The sequence below is a fragment of the Dryocola boscaweniae genome (genome assembly GCF_025215095.1).
Classification (GTDB): Bacteria; Pseudomonadota; Gammaproteobacteria; order Enterobacterales; family Enterobacteriaceae; genus Dryocola; species Dryocola boscaweniae.
Genome location: NZ_JALHAP010000082.1, coordinates 311,253 through 331,056, shown reverse-complemented (window position 1 = coordinate 331,056; position 19,804 = coordinate 311,253). Strand labels below are relative to the sequence as shown.

Annotated in this window: 17 protein-coding genes and 1 pseudogene; 12 read left to right on the top strand and 6 right to left on the bottom strand. The window is 53.5% G+C overall.

Annotated features, from left to right (window positions below):
• Positions 1–76 precede the first annotated feature (76 nt).
• The 3 genes and pseudogenes from MUA00_RS18940 to MUA00_RS18930 form a co-directional block, all read right to left on the bottom strand.
• Entirely contained in the window at positions 77–1,219 is a 1,143-nt protein-coding gene (locus tag MUA00_RS18940) for a trans-sulfuration enzyme family protein (RefSeq protein WP_271124541.1), read from the bottom strand.
• Positions 1,215–2,210 (bottom strand): annotated as a pseudogene (locus tag MUA00_RS18935) (PLP-dependent cysteine synthase family protein); the annotation flags it as partial. The gene MUA00_RS18940 and the pseudogene MUA00_RS18935, both read right to left, overlap by 5 nt.
• Before the next feature lie 270 nt (positions 2,211–2,480).
• A complete protein-coding gene (locus MUA00_RS18930; RefSeq protein WP_271124540.1) occupies positions 2,481–2,987 on the bottom strand; it encodes an RrF2 family transcriptional regulator in 507 nt (168 codons plus the stop codon).
• A gap of 180 nt (positions 2,988–3,167) precedes the next feature.
• Here MUA00_RS18930 and MUA00_RS18925 point away from each other — a divergent pair, with 180 nt between their 5' ends.
• Positions 3,168–4,370 (top strand): NAD(P)/FAD-dependent oxidoreductase, encoded by a 1,203-nt coding sequence (locus tag MUA00_RS18925; protein ID WP_271124539.1) that lies wholly within the window; start codon positions 3,168–3,170, stop codon positions 4,368–4,370.
• 46 nt (positions 4,371–4,416) lie between these two features.
• Positions 4,417–4,731: a N(4)-acetylcytidine aminohydrolase gene (yqfB, locus tag MUA00_RS18920; protein WP_271124538.1), complete on the top strand. Its 315-nt coding sequence runs from the start codon at positions 4,417–4,419 to the stop codon at positions 4,729–4,731.
• An 86-nt stretch (positions 4,732–4,817) separates the two neighbouring features.
• Here yqfB and MUA00_RS18915 read toward each other — a convergent pair whose 3' ends face one another.
• A complete protein-coding gene (locus MUA00_RS18915; protein WP_271124537.1) occupies positions 4,818–5,294 on the bottom strand; it encodes an NlpC/P60 family protein in 477 nt (158 codons plus the stop codon).
• Positions 5,295–5,599: 305 nt separating this feature from the next.
• Positions 5,600–5,815, bottom strand: a complete 216-nt coding sequence (locus MUA00_RS18910; protein ID WP_271124536.1) for a YdcH family protein — start codon at positions 5,813–5,815, stop codon at positions 5,600–5,602.
• Between the two features lie 270 nt (positions 5,816–6,085).
• Here MUA00_RS18910 and MUA00_RS18905 point away from each other — a divergent pair, with 270 nt between their 5' ends.
• The 3 genes from MUA00_RS18905 to tsr all read left to right on the top strand — a co-directional run bounded on the left by MUA00_RS18905 (position 6,086) and on the right by tsr (position 9,257).
• Positions 6,086–6,850: a siderophore-interacting protein gene (locus MUA00_RS18905; RefSeq protein WP_271124535.1), complete on the top strand. Its 765-nt coding sequence runs from the start codon at positions 6,086–6,088 to the stop codon at positions 6,848–6,850.
• Between the two features lie 10 nt (positions 6,851–6,860).
• Positions 6,861–7,433 carry a PadR family transcriptional regulator gene (locus tag MUA00_RS18900; protein ID WP_271124534.1) on the top strand — a complete coding sequence of 191 codons (573 nt, stop codon included), beginning with the start codon at positions 6,861–6,863 and terminating at the stop codon, positions 7,431–7,433.
• Positions 7,434–7,586: 153 nt separating this feature from the next.
• Positions 7,587–9,257, top strand: a complete 1,671-nt coding sequence (gene tsr, locus MUA00_RS18895; RefSeq protein WP_271124533.1) for a methyl-accepting chemotaxis protein — start codon at positions 7,587–7,589, stop codon at positions 9,255–9,257.
• An 89-nt stretch (positions 9,258–9,346) separates the two neighbouring features.
• On the opposite strand, the gene tyrP is transcribed toward tsr, so the two are convergent.
• Complete coding sequence (tyrP, locus tag MUA00_RS18890) at positions 9,347–10,558, bottom strand: tyrosine transporter TyrP (RefSeq protein WP_271124532.1); 1,212 nt, start codon at positions 10,556–10,558, stop codon at positions 9,347–9,349.
• Between the two features lie 559 nt (positions 10,559–11,117).
• On the opposite strand from tyrP, the gene pgaA reads away from it, so the two are divergent.
• The 7 genes from pgaA to MUA00_RS18855 all read left to right on the top strand — a co-directional run bounded on the left by pgaA (position 11,118) and on the right by MUA00_RS18855 (position 19,645).
• A complete protein-coding gene (gene pgaA / locus MUA00_RS18885; RefSeq protein WP_271124531.1) occupies positions 11,118–13,580 on the top strand; it encodes a poly-beta-1,6 N-acetyl-D-glucosamine export porin PgaA in 2,463 nt (820 codons plus the stop codon).
• Positions 13,581–13,589: 9 nt separating this feature from the next.
• Positions 13,590–15,605, top strand: a complete 2,016-nt coding sequence (gene pgaB, locus MUA00_RS18880) for a poly-beta-1,6-N-acetyl-D-glucosamine N-deacetylase PgaB (RefSeq protein ID WP_271124530.1) — start codon at positions 13,590–13,592, stop codon at positions 15,603–15,605.
• The gene (pgaC, locus tag MUA00_RS18875; protein WP_271124529.1) at positions 15,602–16,936 is read left to right on the top strand and encodes a poly-beta-1,6-N-acetyl-D-glucosamine synthase; all 1,335 of its coding nucleotides are present in this window, start codon (positions 15,602–15,604) and stop codon (positions 16,934–16,936) included. Before pgaB ends, pgaC begins: the two co-directional genes overlap by 4 nt.
• Positions 16,933–17,433: a poly-beta-1,6-N-acetyl-D-glucosamine biosynthesis protein PgaD gene (gene pgaD / locus MUA00_RS18870; protein ID WP_271124528.1), complete on the top strand. Its 501-nt coding sequence runs from the start codon at positions 16,933–16,935 to the stop codon at positions 17,431–17,433. The genes pgaC and pgaD overlap by 4 nt, the downstream gene beginning before the upstream one ends.
• A 26-nt stretch (positions 17,434–17,459) precedes the next feature.
• A complete protein-coding gene (locus tag MUA00_RS18865; protein ID WP_271124527.1) occupies positions 17,460–17,801 on the top strand; it encodes a cupin domain-containing protein in 342 nt (113 codons plus the stop codon).
• Positions 17,802–17,902: 101 nt separating this feature from the next.
• Positions 17,903–18,328, top strand: a complete 426-nt coding sequence (locus MUA00_RS18860) for a DUF2231 domain-containing protein (protein ID WP_271124526.1) — start codon at positions 17,903–17,905, stop codon at positions 18,326–18,328.
• Positions 18,329–18,340: 12 nt separating this feature from the next.
• Entirely contained in the window at positions 18,341–19,645 is a 1,305-nt protein-coding gene (locus tag MUA00_RS18855) for a PQQ-dependent sugar dehydrogenase (protein ID WP_271124525.1), read from the top strand.
• The last annotated feature ends 159 nt before the right edge of the window (positions 19,646–19,804 follow it).

The following is a 19,804-nucleotide window of genomic DNA, read 5'->3' as shown; positions in this document are numbered from 1 at the left end:
TTAAAACGCTAAAGGCCATCTCCATCGGATGGCCTTTTTTATGTGCGCCGCTGGGCAAATGGTGAAAATTAAACCGTTACTGCAAGGCCTGCTGCAAATCCGCCAGTAAATCCCCGGCATCCTCAATCCCCACCGACAGGCGGATAAGCTGCGGCGTAATGCCATTAGCGAGGCGCTGCTCCAGAGGAATAGAGGCGTGGGTCATGGTAAACGGCTGGCTGACCAGGCTTTCCACGCCGCCCAGGCTTTCTGCCAGCGTAAAGAGTTTCAGCTTGCCGATGACTTCGGCAGCTCGTTGTTCGCCACCGCGCACCACAATCGAGATCATCCCGCCAGGCTGTGACATTTGTTGCCGGGCAAGCCGGTATTGTGGATGCGTTTCCAGCCACGGATAGTAAACGTTTTCAATGGCAGGATGTTCTGCGAGCCTGCTGGCGAGATGCAAAGCATTGGCGCTGTGCCGCTCCATTCGCAGCGCAAGCGTGCGGATGCCGCGCAGCGTCAGAAAACTACTGAACGGATCAAGCACGCCGCCCACGGCGTTTTGCAGATAGGCTAATTTGTCGGCCAGCGCCCGATCCGCTCCTACCACCGCCAGGCCCGCCACCACATCGGAATGCCCGTTCAGGTACTTGGTGGCTGAATGCACCACGATATCGAACCCCAGCTCAATAGGGCGCTGAATAGCCGGGGAGGCGAAAGTGTTATCCGCCACGCTTATTAGCTGATGCCGCCTGGCTATTTTCGCAATGGCGTCCAGATCGGCCAGCTTCAGCAGCGGGTTGGTCGGCGTTTCTACCCAAATCATGCGGGTTTCCGGACGAATCGCCGCTTCAAGGCCCGCAAGGTCGTCAGGTTTTACCCAACTGACCTGCAGCGCGGCGGTGTGGCGGCGAACATTTTCTATGAGGCGATACGTTCCACCGTAGACATCATCAATAGCGACGATATGGCTGCCGCTGTCCAGCAGCTCCAGCACGGTGGAAATTGCCGCTAAGCCTGATGCAAAAGCATAGCCGCGGCTGCCGCCCTCAAGCTCTGCAATAGCGCTTTCGAGCGCATGCCGGGTGGGATTGCCGCTGCGTGAATATTCATAGCCCGTATGCTGGCCGGGCGCCGGTTGTGCAAAGGTCGACGTGGCGTAAATCGGCGGCATGACCGCCCCGTGAGCATCGCTGAATGCGCCGCTGTGCACGCTTTGGGTAGAAAATTTAGTCATTGTGTTTTCCTTGTTGATTCTGAGTTGCGAAGCCATGGTCGCTGAGCCATTCATCGTTAAACATTTTTGAAAGATATTTATTGCCGCTGTCGCAGGCGAAGGTCACCACGCGTTTAGGCGTCGTCTGCGCCCGGCAGTAACGCAATGCTGCAGCAAGCAGAGTACCGGTTGAGGAACCCGCCAGAACGCCTTCCAGCCTGAGCAGTTCGCGCGCGGCGGCAAAAGCTTCGCGGTCTTCAATGCGGAACGCCTGAGAAACGCCGCCAATCTGCGCCAGAGGAGGAATAAAATCTTCGCCAATCCCCTCTACAAGCCAGCTTCCCGGCGCCTGATGAGCGCCGTGCTCTACAACGTCGGCCAGGATAGAACCCTGCGGATCGGCAAGGATAAATTCAGTTTTCGGGGAGTGGGTTTTGAAGAAATGTTGCAGTCCACCGAGCGTGCCGCCGGAACCGACGCCCACCACAATGGCGTCAATGTTGCCGTTGGTTTGCTGCCAAAGCTCGACGGCCGTCGTTTCTGCGTGCGCCCGTGGGTTAGCCGGATTGGAAAATTGATCGATGTAGAAGCTTCCGGGCATATCCTGCGCCAGGCGGCGAGCGTAATCCTGGTAATAATCGGGGTGGCCTTTGGTGACATCAGAACGCGTGAGTCGCACGTCCACGCCAAGCGCTTTCAGATGGAAAATCTTCTCGCGGCTCATTTTGTCCGGGACGACAAGAATAAGCGGATAACCTTTTTGCGTAGCGATCAGCGCAAGCCCAAGCCCCGTGTTTCCCGCCGTGGCCTCTATTATCGTACCGCCTGGGGCAAGCGCGCCGCTTTGTTCGGCCTGGTTGATCATCGCAAGCGCCACGCGATCTTTTATCGATCCGCCCGGGTTTTGGTTTTCAAGTTTCAGCAGCAGCTCGCAGGAGCCGGTATCAAAACGGTTAAGCCGCAGCAGCGGCGTGTTGCCAATCAAATCGAGGACGGAATTTACAATAGCCATGGTTTCTCACAACCTGAAAAATGTTCATGTTGCGGATAATAGGGCGGTGGAATACGGCCTCTAAAGAACTTAAAACCAGTTAATAGAGCAAAAAGTAATATAATCTGCTAAATCAGCCGTCAGGAAGGAAAGCCGTATGGCGGTTTAGAAATATCGATGGCTAAACGAAGGGAGAAAGCGGGTAAAAAGAGTTTTTTATAAGCAGATTGTCCGACAGAACAGGCGCGTACCGGCAATGCTTTGCCAGAATTTATCTAAGGAAAATAAACGTTATTGTCTGCGTCTGTCGCGGATCCAGTCCTGCACTTCCACGACAAACTCATCGGGAGCTTTACGGAAAACCCGGCGTGATAAATCCAGAATGGTGTGCTGCGCCAGCGCTTCTTCCATTCTTTGCTGCGCGGTGTTCATCACGGCGCGAATACCGCAAATCCCTTCGCAGGCCCACGCGGGCGGGGATTCATCGAATACGGCAAGGCGCTGGCGAATCTCTTTGCAGTCAAAAATATTCTTCGGGCCGTCAATAGCCGCGACAATATCCAGCACGGTTATCTGCTCAGGCAGGCGCGCCAGCATAAATCCGCCGCCTTTACCTTCAGTGCTGGCGACAAGACCGGCTTTGGAAAGCTTAGTGAATATTTTGGCAAGATAATCGTAGGGCACGCCCTGAAGCTCGGCGATTTCGCGCACGCTCATTTCGATGCCGTTGCCTTTGCTATCCACCATGCAAACCAGGCTGTGAATGCCGTATTCCACGCCCGCACTGTAAAACGCCATAAAACCCCCGATATGGTTATTCCGAGTAATGTAGGGATATCCGCGACAGCTTGCAATGAAAATGGGCTTTCGGCATGGAATAAAAAATTTAACTACGAAAAATGTTGTCGGAGTTAACTGCGATAAGTATAGTCGTAGTTACTGGCCAGATGGTGGCTTTATTTCACAAAGGCAGATTGCATGAAACAAAAGATCCTTATTCTCGGCGCAGGTTTTGCGGGTATGTGGGCAGCGCTTAGCGCGGCTCGTCTGACAGCGCTGCATGAACGTAACGATATTGAAATCACCGTATTAGCTCCGCAACCGGAGCTGCGCGTGCGTCCGCGTTTTTATGAGAAGAAAGTCGAAACGCTGGTTTCCCCGCTAATGCCGTTGTTTAACGTCACCGGCGTGAACTTCTTGCAGGGTGAGGCGCAGCGTATTGATGCGCAGGGAAAATGCGTGTGGTATCGCAATGCGCAGAACGAAAGCACAATCGAACATTACGACCGTCTGGTTATCGCCACCGGCAGTTATCTGCGCCGGGATCGGGTGAAAGGAGCCGCTGAACACGCGTTCGATCTCGATCAGCTTGAAACCGCGCTGCGTCTTGAACAGCATATTAATCAACTCGGACAACAGCCGGATTCGGCCGCGAGAAATACCGTTGTGGTGTGCGGCGGCGGTTTTACCGGTATCGAAGTGGCAACTGAATTGCCGCATCGTCTGCGCGCTATTCTGGGTGAAGGCGGTGCGCCGCGTGTCATCGTTGTGGAACGCGGTAACGTCATTGGCGGACGCTACAGCGAAGCGCTGCGTGACGTAATTCGTGAGGCGAGCGACGAGCTGGGCATTGAATGGCGCCTGGGCGCCGAAGTTGCCGAAGTGGACGAGCAGGGGATTATCCTGGCCGATGGCGAACGCATTCCATCCAGCACGGTTATCTGGACAGTCGGCGTTCAGGCAAGCGAATTAACCTCACAAATTGCCGCGCAGCGCGACGCCCAGGGGCGTTTGCATGTGAACGAATTCCTGCAGGTGCCGGGCTATGACGACGTTTTTGCTACGGGCGATGTGGCGCGTGCCACAACGGATGATAAAGGCAACATTGCGCTGATGACCTGCCAGCACGCCATCATGTTAGGCCGTTTTGTGGGCCATAACGCCGCGGCTTCTCTGCTGGGCGTGGAACCGCTGACCTATCGCCAGGTAAATTATGTGACCTGTCTTGATCTTGGCGGCTGGGGCGCGGTGTATACCGAAGGCTGGGAGCAGGAAGTGAAACTCACCCGTGCGGAAGCGAAGAAACTGAAGCTTTCCATCACCAGCGAATTAATTTATCCGCCAAAGGCCGATCGCAAGATTGCCTTTGAAACCGCAGATCCATTGGCGGCGTTCGTCTAAGCGACGGTATGATAAGCGTCTTGAATAAGATTTACAGGACGCCGTCATGAACGATATTACTTTTTTCCAGCGTTTCGAAGCTGACATTGTTGCAGGCCGTAAAACCATCACGCTGCGTGATGAAGCGGAATCCCATTTCCTTCCGGGCCAGCGTTTACGCGTCGGGCGATATGAGGATGACGTTTATTTCTGCACTATTGAAGTGATAAGCGTGGCTCCCGTGCTGCTCAGCGAACTGACTGATGAGCACGCGCGCCAGGAAAACATGACGTTGCCGCAGTTAAAAGAAGTGATTGGCGAAATCTACCCGGGACTTAATGAACTGTATGTTATTTCCTTTGAACGGGTAGCAACGAATTAATAGCGTTAACCAGGCGGCCCTGCTCAGATATTTCTACAGAGCAGGGCCTTTTACAGATATTTCCAACGAAGACGCGACCGTATTTATTAAGAGGTAATTCGCCTTGAGGTTTCGTATCGTTTTTCCCAGTATCTGCTTGCCAGATGGGAGAGGGTCACGCCTTTGCGGGTGGAGGCATGCATAAATTTCCCATTCCCCATATAAATACCCACGTGACGCTGATTTTTATTAATCCTGAAGAAAACTAAATCGCCCGGACGTAATTGGTGTTTCGCAATAGACTTACCCAGAACAATCTGTGCAGAGGTGGTTCTGGGTAAGTGTATATTCTTTTTCTTAAACACGCGCTGGGTCAGGGCAGAGCAGTCGATACCGCGCTTTGATGAGCCTCCCAGCTTGTAGCGCACGCCTTTCCAGTTGTTATAAAAATGCGTAATGTCGACATGAGTTAAATTATTCTTGCTGCGAAACCCGGCATGTTCCATTGCTGAGGCGGGCGGTGCAAAGAACGGCGAGATAATAAATAAAATAAGTAAAATTAATTTAAGTAAACATTTTAACACAATAAATACTCTGTTTTGATGTGTGTGGTCTGGTTTATTATAAATTTCATGCGGAATAAATCCCGAAACTAAAAAACCGCATCATGAATATGATTTCATGACGGGAAGCAGTAACTGTTTGACGGACGCATAATAACCAGAAAGGGGTGGTTTATCTACAGTAGTAAATTCCTAAATAACCCAGGGTCTTGATACAGAGTATTTAACCTTATAAAAAATAAAGATAACTGCTGGAAGCGAAAATCAGACAACCGGCAATTACCAAAGAAAGAAAAGGAAGGGGAGCGCCCCTTCCATGGCAGAGTTTACTGGCTGGCTTTTTTTAGCATCTGGTAAAGCTCATCTTTCAGCCTTAATTTCTCTTTTTTCAACTGCATGACCTTTTCATTGTACCCCGTACCTTGCGGGCCCTCCCTGCGCAGGATTTCATGGTCGAGTTGATTGTGTTTGTCGAACAGGCTGAGAAAACGGGGGTTGGCGGATTTTAATTCGGTGATCAGTTCGCGGTATTCAGGAAACATTTCAAACCTCCCTTGGACGGTTAGTCGGTGGATGGAGTGTTACCAGGCATACTTCGAAAATGCCGGAACCAGTGTAGAGACGTGCCGGGGCGAAAGGGAAGCTTTGAATCGTATGGGTTTGTCAATTTGCGATCCCGGTAGCGGACCGCGAGAAAGGTTGCCGTTTATTCATTCACCAGCCTGATAAACCCGCATTTTGATAAAGACAAGGCGAATACCGTATGCTAAAACATGTCTATGATATATCTTAACCAGCCAAAAGAGCACCCTATGACCTCTCAACAAAACAAACCTAAACTGCCGAAACGCGTTAAAAACGAGCTTAAATTCCGCGAGTTGACGGTGAAAAGTAAAGAAAACGTCGCTGAATGTTTCTACCGCATTATCTTTACCAGCGAGCGGCTTTCAGGCTTCTCCTCACTGGGTTTTGACGACCATATTAAAGTCTTTTTCCCGGGCGAAGACGGCAAACTGGTAATGCCTGAAATTACTGACGAAGGCATTGTATGGGACGAAGGCCCGCGCCCTGCATCACGCGATTACACGCCGCTTGCGTTCGATGCCGCAAGCAACGAACTGACTATCGACTTTTATATTCATGACGGCGGCGTGGCAAGCAACTGGGCCGCGGCGGCAAAAGCAGGCGATACGCTGATGATTGGCGGGCCGCGCGGGTCGCTTGTGGTCCCAACGGACTATAGCTGGCAGCTATATATCTGCGACGAAAGCGGTTTACCGGCGGTGCGTCGCCGTTTGCAGTCATTACCTGAAAATATCACTGCGCGAGTTTTAGTGAACAGCCATCACAGCGGGACTCAGTCTTACCTGAGCGAATTTGCCCATGCCGAAATTGAATGGCTTGACGGCGAATCAATCGCTGAAAAGCTAAAAAACCTCGCCATCCCCGCTCATGATTACTTCGTATGGATAACCGGCGAAGGCGAGGAAGTGAAACGCCTCAGCGATACTCTTCTTGCCACACACGAGCTGGACTCTGATTACGTGCGCGCCGTGGCCTACTGGCATAACAAATAGGAAACTATTGATGCGTATTCATCATTTTCTGCATGCACGCCATGATAAACACGAAAGGCATGGCCTTCACGGCGGCCACGGACGCCACGACGGTCATTCTGAAGGGCGCGGGCGTTCGCGCCGTGAAAGGCTGTTTGACGCGCAGGATATCCGCCTGCTGATCCTGAACTTTCTTTCAACCGGCACCGCTCACGGCTATGAGCTGATCAAATCCATCGAAGCGCTGGCCAAGGGCGAATATGTGCCGAGCCCGGGAATTATTTATCCTAACCTGACGCTGCTTGAAGAAACGGGCGCAATCCGGGCTGCGGACTCCCCGGGCGGTAAAAAAATCTGGGAGCTGACGGAGGAAGGTAAAGCTTCCCTTGAACAGCAGCGAGAAGAAGTTACTGCGGTTATCAGCCGCCTGGCGTCGCTTGGCGTACTGGGGGATAATCGCCGAATCCCGGAAGTGCAGCGGGCCATTCATAACTTTAAGATCGCGCTCAATACCAGGCTCGCTAAGGGCGATATCCCCAAAGAAACGCTGTACAAAATTATCGATACTCTCGATCAGGCTGCAAAAGACATCGAGCGCAGCTAATTCCCCTGCAAACTTATTCGTCGTCCCGCATCCGGGACGACATCAAACCTTGCTCATCGCTTTTTTCTCAAGTTAAGACCCACGCCAGGCATAAAGTTTTTCCTGAAAGCGCCGACATACTCTGGGTATCTGTTGGAATAAGAATGGGAAAGCATGTTAAATCGTATAAAAGTAGTAACCAGCCTACTCTTTGTGCTGGGATTGTTCGGTATTTTACAATTAACATCTGGCGGTTTGTTCTTTAACGCCCTGAAAAACGACAAGGAAAATTTCACCGTCCTGCAAACCATCCGCCAGCAGCAGTCCACGCTGAATGGCAGTTGGGTAGCGCTGTTGCAAACCCGTAACACCCTTAACCGCGCCGGTATCCGCTATATGATGGATACCACCAATACCGGCAGTGGCTCAACGGTAAACGAGCTCATGCAAATCGCGAGCACCTCTTTGACGCGCGCCGAGGAGCAGTGGACCGCTTATGAAGCTCTGCCTCGCGACCCACGCCAAAGCGACGAAGCGACGAAGGAAATCAAGCGTAACTACGATATCTACCACGGTGCGCTTGCTGAACTTATTCAGTTGCTGGGCGCGGGTAAAATCAACGCCTTCTTCGACCAGCCAACCCAGAAATATCAGGATGGTTTCGAGGAGCAGTACGTCAGTTATCTTGAGCAGAACGATCACCTCTATCAACTGGCCGTCGAGGATAACAACAGCTCCTACAACATGGCTATCTGGATCCTGATGGCGATCCTCCTTGCCGTGCTGGCGGTAATCATTATTGTCTGGCTGGGCATTAAAACGACCCTTATCGCTCCGTTAAACAGCCTGATTGCGAGCATTCGCCATATTGCCGGCGGCGATTTGGTGCGCAAAATTGAAGTGGAAGGCACCAATGAAATGGGGCAACTGGCGGACAGCCTGAGAAACATGCAGGCCGAACTGGTTAGCACCGTGGGCGACGTACGTAACGGCGCAAACGCCATTTACAGCGGCGCCAGCGAAATCTCCGTCGGCAATAACGATCTTTCATCCCGTACCGAGCAGCAGGCGGCTTCTCTGGAAGAAACCGCGGCCAGCATGGAAGAACTCACGGCGACCGTTAAGCAGAACGCTGAAAACGCCCGTCAGGCAAGCCAGCTTGCGTTAAGCGCCTCTGAAACCGCGCAAAGGGGCGGCAAAGTGGTGGATAACGTGGTGCGCACCATGAGCGATATCGCCGGCAGCTCCAAGAAAATTGCCGACATCACAAGCGTTATCGACGGCATCGCATTCCAGACCAACATTCTGGCGCTGAATGCCGCCGTTGAAGCCGCTCGTGCCGGTGAGCAGGGACGCGGTTTTGCCGTTGTTGCAGGTGAAGTACGCAACCTTGCGCAGCGCAGCGCCCAGGCGGCAAAAGAGATCAAGAGCCTGATTGAAGATTCGGTCAATAAAGTCGATACCGGTTCCACACTTGTAGAAAGCGCGGGTGAAACGATGGATGAAATCGTGAATGCCGTCACGCGTGTGACCGACATCATGGGCGAAATCGCTTCTGCTTCCGATGAACAGAGCCGCGGTATCGACCAGGTCGGACTGGCCGTTTCTGAAATGGATCGCGTAACGCAGCAGAACGCCGCGCTGGTGGAAGAGTCCGCCGCCGCCGCCGCCGCGCTGGAAGAACAGGCCAGCCGTCTGACCCAGGCTGTATCAGTCTTCCGCATTACGCATGATGCGGTGAAAGAAAAACGCGAGCTTAAAACGCCGAAGCTGACGACTTCCCCGGTCGCGCCTCGCAAGCCTGCGCAAACCAGCACAACGGATGAGAACTGGGAAACCTTCTGATTCTCTTCGCAAAAATAAGGGCTGCATATGCAGCCCTTATTTCATCTTTTAACCCGCTGGGGAGAACGCGTAAATACCGGGCTAAGGAATTAACCCACTTCCGGCAAGACGCCTGCCGCAATCAGCGCCTGAATAACAATCACCGCCACGCCGCAGGCGAATACCAGCATTAGCAGCGGCTTACCGCCAGCAACCCGGTAACCGGGCGCATCGTGATGCTGGCGGCTTTTCCAGACCAGAAGAGACGGAACGATCAGCGCCAGGATCGCAAGCGCCACCCCTGCATAACCCAGCGCCATCACAAAGCCTTGCGGATAGAACAGAGCGAAGACCAAAGGAGGAGCGAAGGTCATCAACCCGGTCTGCGCCCGGCCAGAAGCTTTGCGGTTTCGCTGGAACAAATCTCCCAGGTAGTCGAACAGCCCCAGAGAAACGCCAAGGAACGACGTCGCCAGCGCCAGATCGGCAAACAGGTGCACCGCCAGCTCAACGTGCGGCGTGGCTACAACCTGACGTACGGCCTGCAATAATCCGTTCAGGCCGGCATGATCGGCAAGCAGAGTATGGAAAACGCCGGAATCAATAGCTCCAAGCGTCGCCAGTTGCCAGAAGATATAGGCGACGAGCGGGATCGCGCTGCCGGTAATAAAGACCCAGCGCAATTTTCGCAGGTCACCGTTCAGATAGCTGACAATACTCGGTACGCTGCCATGAAAACCAAACGAGGTGAAAATTACCGGAATGGCAGACAGGGCGAGGCCTTTCTCAATCGGCAGGGACAATAAGTTCGTATGGTGAATATGCGGCATCATCAGCGCCAGCATCACCACCAGCAGAATAATCTTGGCGCTGAACAACACGCGGTTAAACATATCCACCATGTGCGTGCCCACGCACACCACGCCTCCGGCAATCACCGTAAACAGCAGCACGCCCGTCGTTGCAGAAATAGTGGTGGATAACCACTGACTGAGGCTTGCCGCAAGCAGTTCGCCGGCTCCGCTGATATATGCGGCGGTGAGGGCGTACATCAAAAAAAGCATGCTGAAACCGGTGAGCCACTGGCCTGGTCGGCCGAGATAGCGGCGGGCAAGCGTGCCAAGCCCGGTATCAGCGGAAACATGCTGGTAAACCTCAACCAGCAGCAGCGCCGTGTAACACATCAATCCCCAGAGCCCGATGAGCAACAGCAAGGTTACGCCAAACCCTACGCCTGCGGAGGCCAGCGGCATAGCCAGCATTCCCGCGCCAATTGTGGTTCCGGCAACGATAAAAATACTGCCAAGAGTGCGATTCTTCACGCTTCCCTCTGAATTTATAATTTTAACGACGACATTGTGCCGCGCAGGGTAGGGGAAAACGGAGAGATCGTCAAATATGCATTACGGGGGCTGTAAATATATATTTACGCATGGCGAAAGGGGGAGTCTGGCTCCTTAAAGCCAAAAATCGCGCCTGCTTAGCTTAAAAGGAGCTTTAAAAAGCGCAGATCCGTGAGAGAGATTGCAACGTTAAATAATAAAAAAAACCACAAGATCTTTAATCATCCATCAACTTTCAGCCAGCATTCAATCCCAAGAGTATTAGAGAAAATAAGGTGAAAATACTTTTTAGGTTCTACAATATTATTATTTAGTAGCCATGTGTTTAACCTGGTGTTAACGTTTTGACATTATTTCTGAGATTTAATTTCTAAAATTCATCCAGGCGCTCAGTCAATAATGCGAAAGTATTAGTTTTATCTTAAATATATCTGCAGAGCCGCTGCACGCGTGCTCTGGCTGCATGTGCCGTCATAAGGCGGCAACAAATTAATGATAATGCTTATTTCTACTCTGGCATAAGGATATAAGGGCAGCTATGTTCAGCATTCGTCGACATGCCAATTCAATAAAGAATTTAAAATCTGGGACCTGTTTATTTACTGTCTGCGTTCTCGCTCCTGTTCAGGCGTATGCTGTGGCGCCTGATTATGATGATTTAATAATGGAGGCGCGCGCGGGAAACAGGGCGCCTTTATTAGACTATCTGCAGGCGCAGGAAAAACAGACCACGCTTACGGCTAATCAGGTAGCCGACTGGCTGCAAATATCAGGCTGGGCGGATAATAATGAGGAAACCCTCAAAGTCTGGGATCGCTATCACACGCAAATAGCCATTCCGGCGCGCGGACAGATTGCTGTCGCTCGCGCGTTGCGCAATGAAAAGAAATGGAACCAGTCGCTGGTCGTGTGGGAAAACGTTTTAAGCGAAGAGCCGGATAACGCCGATGCGCGTACGGGCTGGATAATGACGCTCGCAGATTCGCGGCGCAATGAACAAGCTCTCACTGAGGCCACTAACTGGGCTCAAAGGGAGCCGGGCCCGGATCGCGATGCGCTGGTGGCCTACGTGTATCACGCTCAGGGTAAAAACTGGGACGCGATGCTCGCAGCCAGCCGTGCCGAAACCGAGGACCCGAAGAACAAAGATTCGCGCTCAACGCTTATCGACGCGCTATCGGCTAACCGGGTATCAGGTCCGGCGCTGGATCTGTCGGAAAACCTTTCCGATACCGATCCGATGAAGCGGCGACTTGAGCTTGATGCCGCAGCGCAAACCGTACGTGCTGCTTACACGCCAACGCGCAACGAAGAAGAACGTTTTATCGTGGCCGATAAGGCGCTTGCCCGCTATGACCAACTGCTCGCCGCCTGGAAAAATAACCCGGACGCGCAGGCTGACGTGCGGCGCGCAAGAATAGACCGCATTGGCGCGCTGGTGATACGCAAACGTGACGCCGAAGCTATTGCGGAATATGAATCCCTTGAGGCAGACGGCGGCGCGGTGCCTTCCTATGCCAAACGGTGGGTGGCCACGGCCTGGCTTAATGAAGAACAGCCCGCGAAAGCCGAAGCGATGCTGATGAGCATCTATTATCCGAACGGCCCTATCGCCACGACTCCGCTTTCCTCAGACGATCAGCAGGATCTGTTTTTCGCCCACCTGGATAACGAAAACTTTGACGCGGCGAAACGCCAGGTCGATGGCATCATCAAGGACAGCCCGTATCTGCGGCGAGTCTATGGTTCCCCAACGCCGCAGCCGAACGATACCTGGCTGCTGGGTCAGACGTTGCTGACCCAATATCAGGTTGCCACCAACGATCTGTCCGCGGCTGAAAAACACTCTGAACGCCTGGCGCGCACCGGCTCGGGAAACCAGGGGCTGCGCATTACCTACGCCTCGGTGCTTGAGGCCCGGGGCCTGGCGCGCAAGGCAGAACAAGAGCTGAAACTTGCCGAAGTCATAGAACCCAGCAATCTTGAACTGGAACGTCAGCAGGCCTACGTCGCGCTTGATTTACAGGAGTGGAAACAGGCCGACGAGCTGACCGACGATGTGATTGCGCGCAGCCCGGATGACACGGATACGCTGCGGCTGGCGCGCATCCGCGACGTTCACAAAATGTCTGAGCTGCGCCTTAGCGGTTCGCAGGGCATCGCTTCCGACAGCCCGATCAGCGGTAAGCACGATTTTACCCTTGATTCAGCGATTTACAGCCCGCCGATTAACGATAACTGGCGGCTGTTTACCGGCTTCAACTTTGCCACCGGCGAATTTGAGGAAGGAAAGGGCATTAGCCGCGATCTGGCCGCCGGCGCCGAATGGACCTCGCGTAACTACTGGGCGGAAATGGAAATCTCTGGCCACAACTATGGCGACGGGCAAAAAATCGGCGGACGCCTGTCTGCCTGGCATGATTTCAATGACAACTGGCGCATCGGCGGTTCTGCCGAACGTCTCTCCAGAAGTACGCCGCTGCGCGCCCTTCGCAACGGCGTCAGCGCTAACGGCGGCGATGGCTATATCCGCTGGTATCAAAACGAGCGACGCGAGTATCAGCTTTCGTTCGCCGCCTCTCATTTCTCCGACGGTAACGACCGCATCGAATACGGCCTGAGCGGCAAAGAACGTTTATTGACAGCGCCGCGCTTTACGCTGGATTTCACCCCCGGCATTTTCGGCAGCACGAACAGCGAGGAAAACGTGCCGTATTACAACCCGAAACGCGACCTTTCAGTCGTACCCGGGCTTAGCGCCGAACACGTGCTTTATCGCCATTACGACACGGTCTGGACTCAGCAGATTACCGGCGCGGTGGGCAGTTACTGGCAGAAAAACCAGGGCAGCGGCGCGATTACCCAACTGGGGTACGGGCAAAGAATTCAGTGGAATAACGTCGTGGATGGCGGGGTGATGTTGACCTGGGATAAACGCCCGTATGACGGTAAACGTGAGCGGAATATCTCGCTTGCTTTCGATTTGAATGTCAGGTTTTAAGGACAGCACATGTTTAAAAGATGGCTGCGGGCCGCAATTTTAATCGCCGGATGGATACTGATAACCGCCTGTGGAAGCGCACAGGCGCCACGCTATGTTTCGCCAGCGGACAGAGCGCCGCTCACCGCGGATCATGCATGGCCAAAAAACAGTTTTTTGGTTATTGGCTATCACGACGTTGAAGATGACGCCGCCGATCAGCGTTATCTCTCGGTACGAACCAGCGCGCTTAGCGATCAGATAGCCTGGCTGCGTGACAATGGCTATCACCCGGTCAGCGTGCAGCAAATTCTGGATGCGCATGACGGTAAAATTGTCCTGCCGGAAAAAGCGGTGCTCCTGACTTTCGATGACGGTTACAGCAGTTTTTACACGCGCGTCTGGCCGTTGCTGAAATCCTATAACTGGCCAGCCCTGTGGGCGCCGGTAGGAAGCTGGGTCGATGCGCCAGCCAACAAACCCGTCGATTTTGGCGGCTTAATGACGCCGCGCAGCAAGTTCGCTACCTGGGATATGGTGCGCGAGGTAGGAAAATCCTCGCTGGTTGAAATCGGAGCGCATACCTGGGCTTCGCATTACGGGGCGCAGGGTAATCCTCAGGGAAGCAAGCTGCCTGCCGTAGCAAACCGTGAATACGATAAGGCCACCGGCAAGTACGAAACGGACGAGCAGTTTTACCAGCGCATAAATAAAGACGTCACGCTTATCACAAACAAAATCACCGAGGTAACCGGCAAAGCGCCGCGAGCCTGGGTCTGGCCGTACGGCGCCGCGAGCGGAGTGACGCTGCAGCTTGCCAAAGAGCACGGCTACCGGATGGCGTTCACGCTTAATGAAGGGCTGGCAAACGCCGCCGATCTGGACGATCTTCCCCGCATATTAGTGTCCGATAACCCGTCGCTTAAAGGCTTTGCAAGCCAGGTCGCGCAGGTTCGCGAGCCGCGCACCATGCGCGTGATGCATGTCGATCTGGATTATGTTTACGACAGCAATCCGGACCAGCAGCGCCGCAATATCGACAAGCTCATCCAGCGTGTTTACGACATGCGGATTTCACACGTCTTCCTGCAGGCCTATGCGGACCCGAAAGGCGACGGCAATATCCGCGAGCTGTATTTCCCGAACCGCTGGCTGCCGATGCGTGCCGACTTATTTAACTTTGTCTCCTGGCAGTTGCAAAGCCGTGCAAACGTAGACGTTTTCGCCTGGATGCCGGTGCTGGCCTTCGATTTGGATGATTCGATTCCAAGGGTTGCGAAATGGAACCCTGATACGGGCCGCAGCGCCGTAGATCCGCAGCAATACGTCCGTCTTTCCCCCTGGAGCAGTGAAGCTCGTCAACGTATCACCGAGATCTACCAGGACCTGGCAAAACAGACCAGTTTCCGAGGGATTCTGTTCCATGACGATGCCTTCCTGACGGATTTTGAAGATGCCTCGCCAGATGCTTTAGCGGCCTACCGTGCCGCGGGCTTCCCGGGCAATATCGCCCAGATCCGCAACGATCCACAGACCTTTGAGCGCTGGACGCGTTTCAAAAGCAGGGCGCTTATCGATTTCATCCAGCAGCTTACCCAGGCCGTGCGGGCTATTCGCGGGCCGCAGGTGAAAACAGCGCGCAATATTTATGCCCTGCCGATACTGGAGCCCAAAAGCGAGGCCTGGTTTGCACAAAACCTCACTGATTTCCTTGGCGCCTACGACTGGACGGCGCCGATGGCCATGCCGCTTATGGAGAACGTTCCGGCCGATGAGGCCAATGCCTGGCTGGACAAACTGGTGAATACCGTTGCACAGCACCCCGATGCGCTCGATAAAACCGTGTTTGAACTGCAGGCGCGGGACTGGCGTAAAAACGGGACACACGACGAGATCGACGGCAAGCAGTTGGCTGAGTGGATGCGTCAGTTGAAGCTAAGCGGCGCCGTCAACTACGGCTATTACCCCGACGATTTCCTCAACGATAAACCTGAGATGTCAGAGATCCGCTCTACATTCTCATCATACTGGTATCCGCAAAAATGACCGATCGCATCGTAGCCTTCCTCATCCTTTGCCTGATGTTCAGCCTTCCGTTAGGTATGGCTGCCATCTTTACCGGCGAAGTGATGCTGAATTTCGTCTTTTTCTGGCCCCTGTTTATGTCAGCGCTATGGATTAGCGGCGGGCTGTATTTCTGGTTTTACCGTGAGCGACACTGGAAATGGGGGGAAGGAACGCCTCCGCCAACGCTTGAGGGCGAGCCGCTGATTTCTATCCTTATTCCTTGTTACAACGAAGGGGTGAACGCACGGGAAACCATTGAGGCGGCAAACGCACAGCGCTACCAGAAGATTGAAATTATCGCTATTAACGACGGCTCTAAAGATAACACCGGCGAGGTGCTGGACCAGTTAGCTAATGAATACACAAGGCTGCGAGTGATTCATCTGGCCGAAAATCAGGGCAAAGCCGTAGCGCTCAAAACCGGCGCGGCCGCGGCCCGCAGCGACTTCCTTGTTTGTATCGACGGCGATGCCCTGCTGGATCGGGATGCGGTTGCCTATATGGTCGCGCCGCTTTTGCAGTTCCCACGCGTGGGCGCCGTTACCGGTAATCCGCGTATTCGCACCCGTTCGACGCTGATTGGGCGTGTACAGGTGGGAGAATTCTCGTCAATTATCGGTTTGATCAAGCGCACCCAGCGTATTTATGGGCAAGTTTTTGCCGTTTCCGGCGTTGTTGCCGCTTTTCGACGCCGCGCGCTGGCTGAGGTGGGTTACTGGAGCCCGGATATGATAACCGAGGATATCGATATTAGCTGGAAGCTGCAGCTACGCCACTGGTCGGTATTCTTTGAGCCACGCGCGCTGTGCTGGATCCTGATGCCGGAAACGTTAAAAGGATTATGGAAGCAGCGCCTGCGCTGGGCGCAGGGCGGAGCGGAAGTGTTTATCGTCAATATGCGCCGCCTGTGGTCCTGGGAATACCGCCGCATGTGGCCGCTATTCATTGAGTTTTGCCTGTCCACCGCCTGGGCCTTCGCTTATGCGGTCAGTATCCTGCTGTTTGTCCTCGGGCTGCTCGTGCCGATGCCTGACACCTTATATGTACAACATCTGTTCCCACCGGCGTTTACCGGGCTGATGCTCGGCGTGGTATGTATCGTGCAGTTCCTGGTCAGTCTGCTTATCGAGCGGCGCTATGAAAAGGGCATCTCCGCCTCGTTGTTCTGGATAATCTGGTTCCCGGTGGTCTACTGGATGCTAAGCCTGTTCACAACCCTTGTGTCTTTCCCGAAAGTCATGCTCAAGCGTAAGCGCGACAGGGCTCGTTGGGTCAGTCCCGATCGCGGTATTGGGAGGATTGAACCATGAACCAACCCCTGATCTTTACCGAGCGTCGTCTCGTTCCAAGGCTAATGGATATGATTCTGACGCTGGTGGCCTGGATTGGGTTTTCATACCTGATCTATAACGGTCTGATAACCGCGCTGGCGCATTCTCCTTTTATGGGATTAAGGCCTTTCTTCACGACGCTCAATACGGTGACCTTTTATATGCTGGTTGCTCTGGCTAACGGTCTGTTGCTTATTGGCTGGGCGAAATACAACCAGCATCGATTCCGTGTAGAACGGCGTAACCGCAGGCCCGGCCTTGAAAAAACGGAGCTGGCGGCCAGCCTGCACATCACCGATCGGGTCGCTTACGATCTTAGTCAGGGAAGGGTGCTGACGGTTTACCACCATGAAAACGGTGAAATCGAACGCGTCGAAGTCAGCAATGGCGTTCTGGATAATTTACTGCCGCCGCCGAATGCAACCGACATGCTGCATGGGGAGCTGAGCGCTGAAACGCAAAAAGTCATCGTCTGAGAAAACCATCTGCTGAGGTCGTCGAAATGCTTGTGAATTTGTTTACTCATTTTCCTGATGCAGTATTACGTGAAGAAGCTGAAACCTTTGACGCGTTGCTGTCAGCGCCTGGCATAAAAATTGAAAGGATCATTTCGACGGGCCAGGCAACACCTGCAGGAAGCTGGTACTGCCAGGCGGAAAACGAATGGGTTATTTTACTGCGGGGATCGGCTGGTCTGAGATTCGAATCGGAAACGCGAACGCGGGTGCTCTATCCCGGCGATTTCGTGAATATTCCGGCGCACAGCCGGCACCGCGTTGAATGGACGGATGCCAGCATGCCCACGGTCTGGCTGGTGGTGCACTACGCAGGGGCCGATAATTAACCCGCCGTTATCCTTTAGATTTACTAATCTTTACAGGTAGGCTAACTCGCTGATTTGCGCATATTTGACGCGGCCAATCTGAAAGTACAAAGGAGACGGAAATGCAAACGCATCTTGCTACAGGGCGCCCGGCACCGGTCGTGGCGCTTTACGAACTGCTAAATCCCATTCCTCTCGGTTTTTTTGTCGCGGCCTGGGTCTTCGACATCGTGTATATGAAAACCTTTAGTCAGATGTGGACTGACGCGGCCAACTGGTTAATTGTGATTGGCCTGTTGATTGCCATTATCCCCAGAATTATCAATGCGGTGCTTGTCTGGTCGGGGGTGAATTACCCGCAAAGTTCGCCGGTGAAAGTTCACTTCTGGCTAAGCCTGCTCGCCATTGTACTTGCCATTTTCAACGCTTTTATCCACAGCCGCGATGCTTATGCGGTGGTGCCGATGGGGGTGATCCTCTCAACGCTGGTAGTGCTGCTTTTGCTGCTGGGTAATGTTCAACTTGCGCTGCGTGAACGCATTGCCTGAGGAGAAGCCAGCATGAATATTCATAAGCGTGCGTTAATTGCCGTTATCCTCGCAAGTGTACTGAGCGGTTGTGATGACAATGCGCAGATAGATCCGCAAAAACAGATGGGCCCGAACCCTGAACTTCCTCAAGCGCAAAACTTCCTTTTGCCGCCGATGCAGGTGCCCGAAGCGGCTGCCTGGAAAAAGGGTGAAATGCCTAAAGTGGCCGAAGGGCTGAAGATCGAAAAAATCGCCGAAGGGCTGAAGCATCCTCGCCAGGTGTACGTGCTGCCGAACAACGATGTTTTAGTGGCGGAAGCAAACGGCCCGAAAAAAGCAGCGCCAGCCCGGCCGAAAGAAATGATTATGGGGCTGGTGCAAAAATCATCGGGTAAAGGCGGCGAGGGCGGCAACCGCATTACGCTGCTGCGTAACGTGAACGGGAAATGGGAAAAACATATCTTCATTGAGCGCCTGAATTCCCCGTTCGGCATGCAGCTTATCGGTAACACCCTGTGGGTCGCCAACGCGGATAGCCTGGTGAAATACCCTTATCAGGAAGGCCAGACTGAAATCACCGCTCCAGGTGACGTTGTCACGGAATTGCCAGGCGGACCTATCAATCACCACTGGACTAAATCCCTGCTGGCAAGCCCGGACGGCAGCAAGCTGTATGTCGGCGTGGGTTCCAACAGCAACATTACCGAGAACGGCATCGGCGCGGAAGACAGGCGAGCCGCCGTGCTTGAGGTGGATGCGGCCACGGGCTCCAGCCGCATTTATGCAAACGGGCTACGAAATCCAACGGGTCTGCAATGGGAACCTAAAAGCGGAAAACTTTGGGCGATCGTCAATGAACGAGATGAAATCGGCTCCGACCTTGTGCCGGACTATATGACATCCGTGCAGGAGAAAGGATTTTACGGCTGGCCGTACAGCTACTTTGGGCAGCATGTAGACGAGCGAGTTAAACCGCCGCGTCCGGATTTGGTCGAGAAAGCCATTAAACCCGATTATGCAATCAGCTCTCACGTGGCCCCGCTTGGCTTCCTGTTTTATACCGGAGACAACATGCCGCAGTACCGGGACGGCGCGTTTGTCAGCGAACACGGAAGCTGGAACCGAAAACCGCTAAACGGTTATCAGGTTATGTGGGTGAAATTTGAAAATGGTCAGCCGGTTGGCTTACCAAAACCGGTTGTCACCGGTTTTCTGACCGACGATCAAAAACAGGTTCGCGGCTTACCGGTAGGCCTGGCAATGGATAAACAGGGCGGAGTACTGGTTGCCGATGATGCCGGAGACGCCATCTGGCGAGTGAGCGCTGCGCAATAAAATACCGGGCATGGAATAAGGGCAGGAAACTGCCCTTTTTTGACGCGCCTGTGTGAATTCTGCTGTAGCTATGTGCTGCAAAAAACGCAGAATTCACGTAGCGCTTCGTTTTCTGGCTTTTTTATATTAATTCAATACATTACGTATGCCGGATTAGCA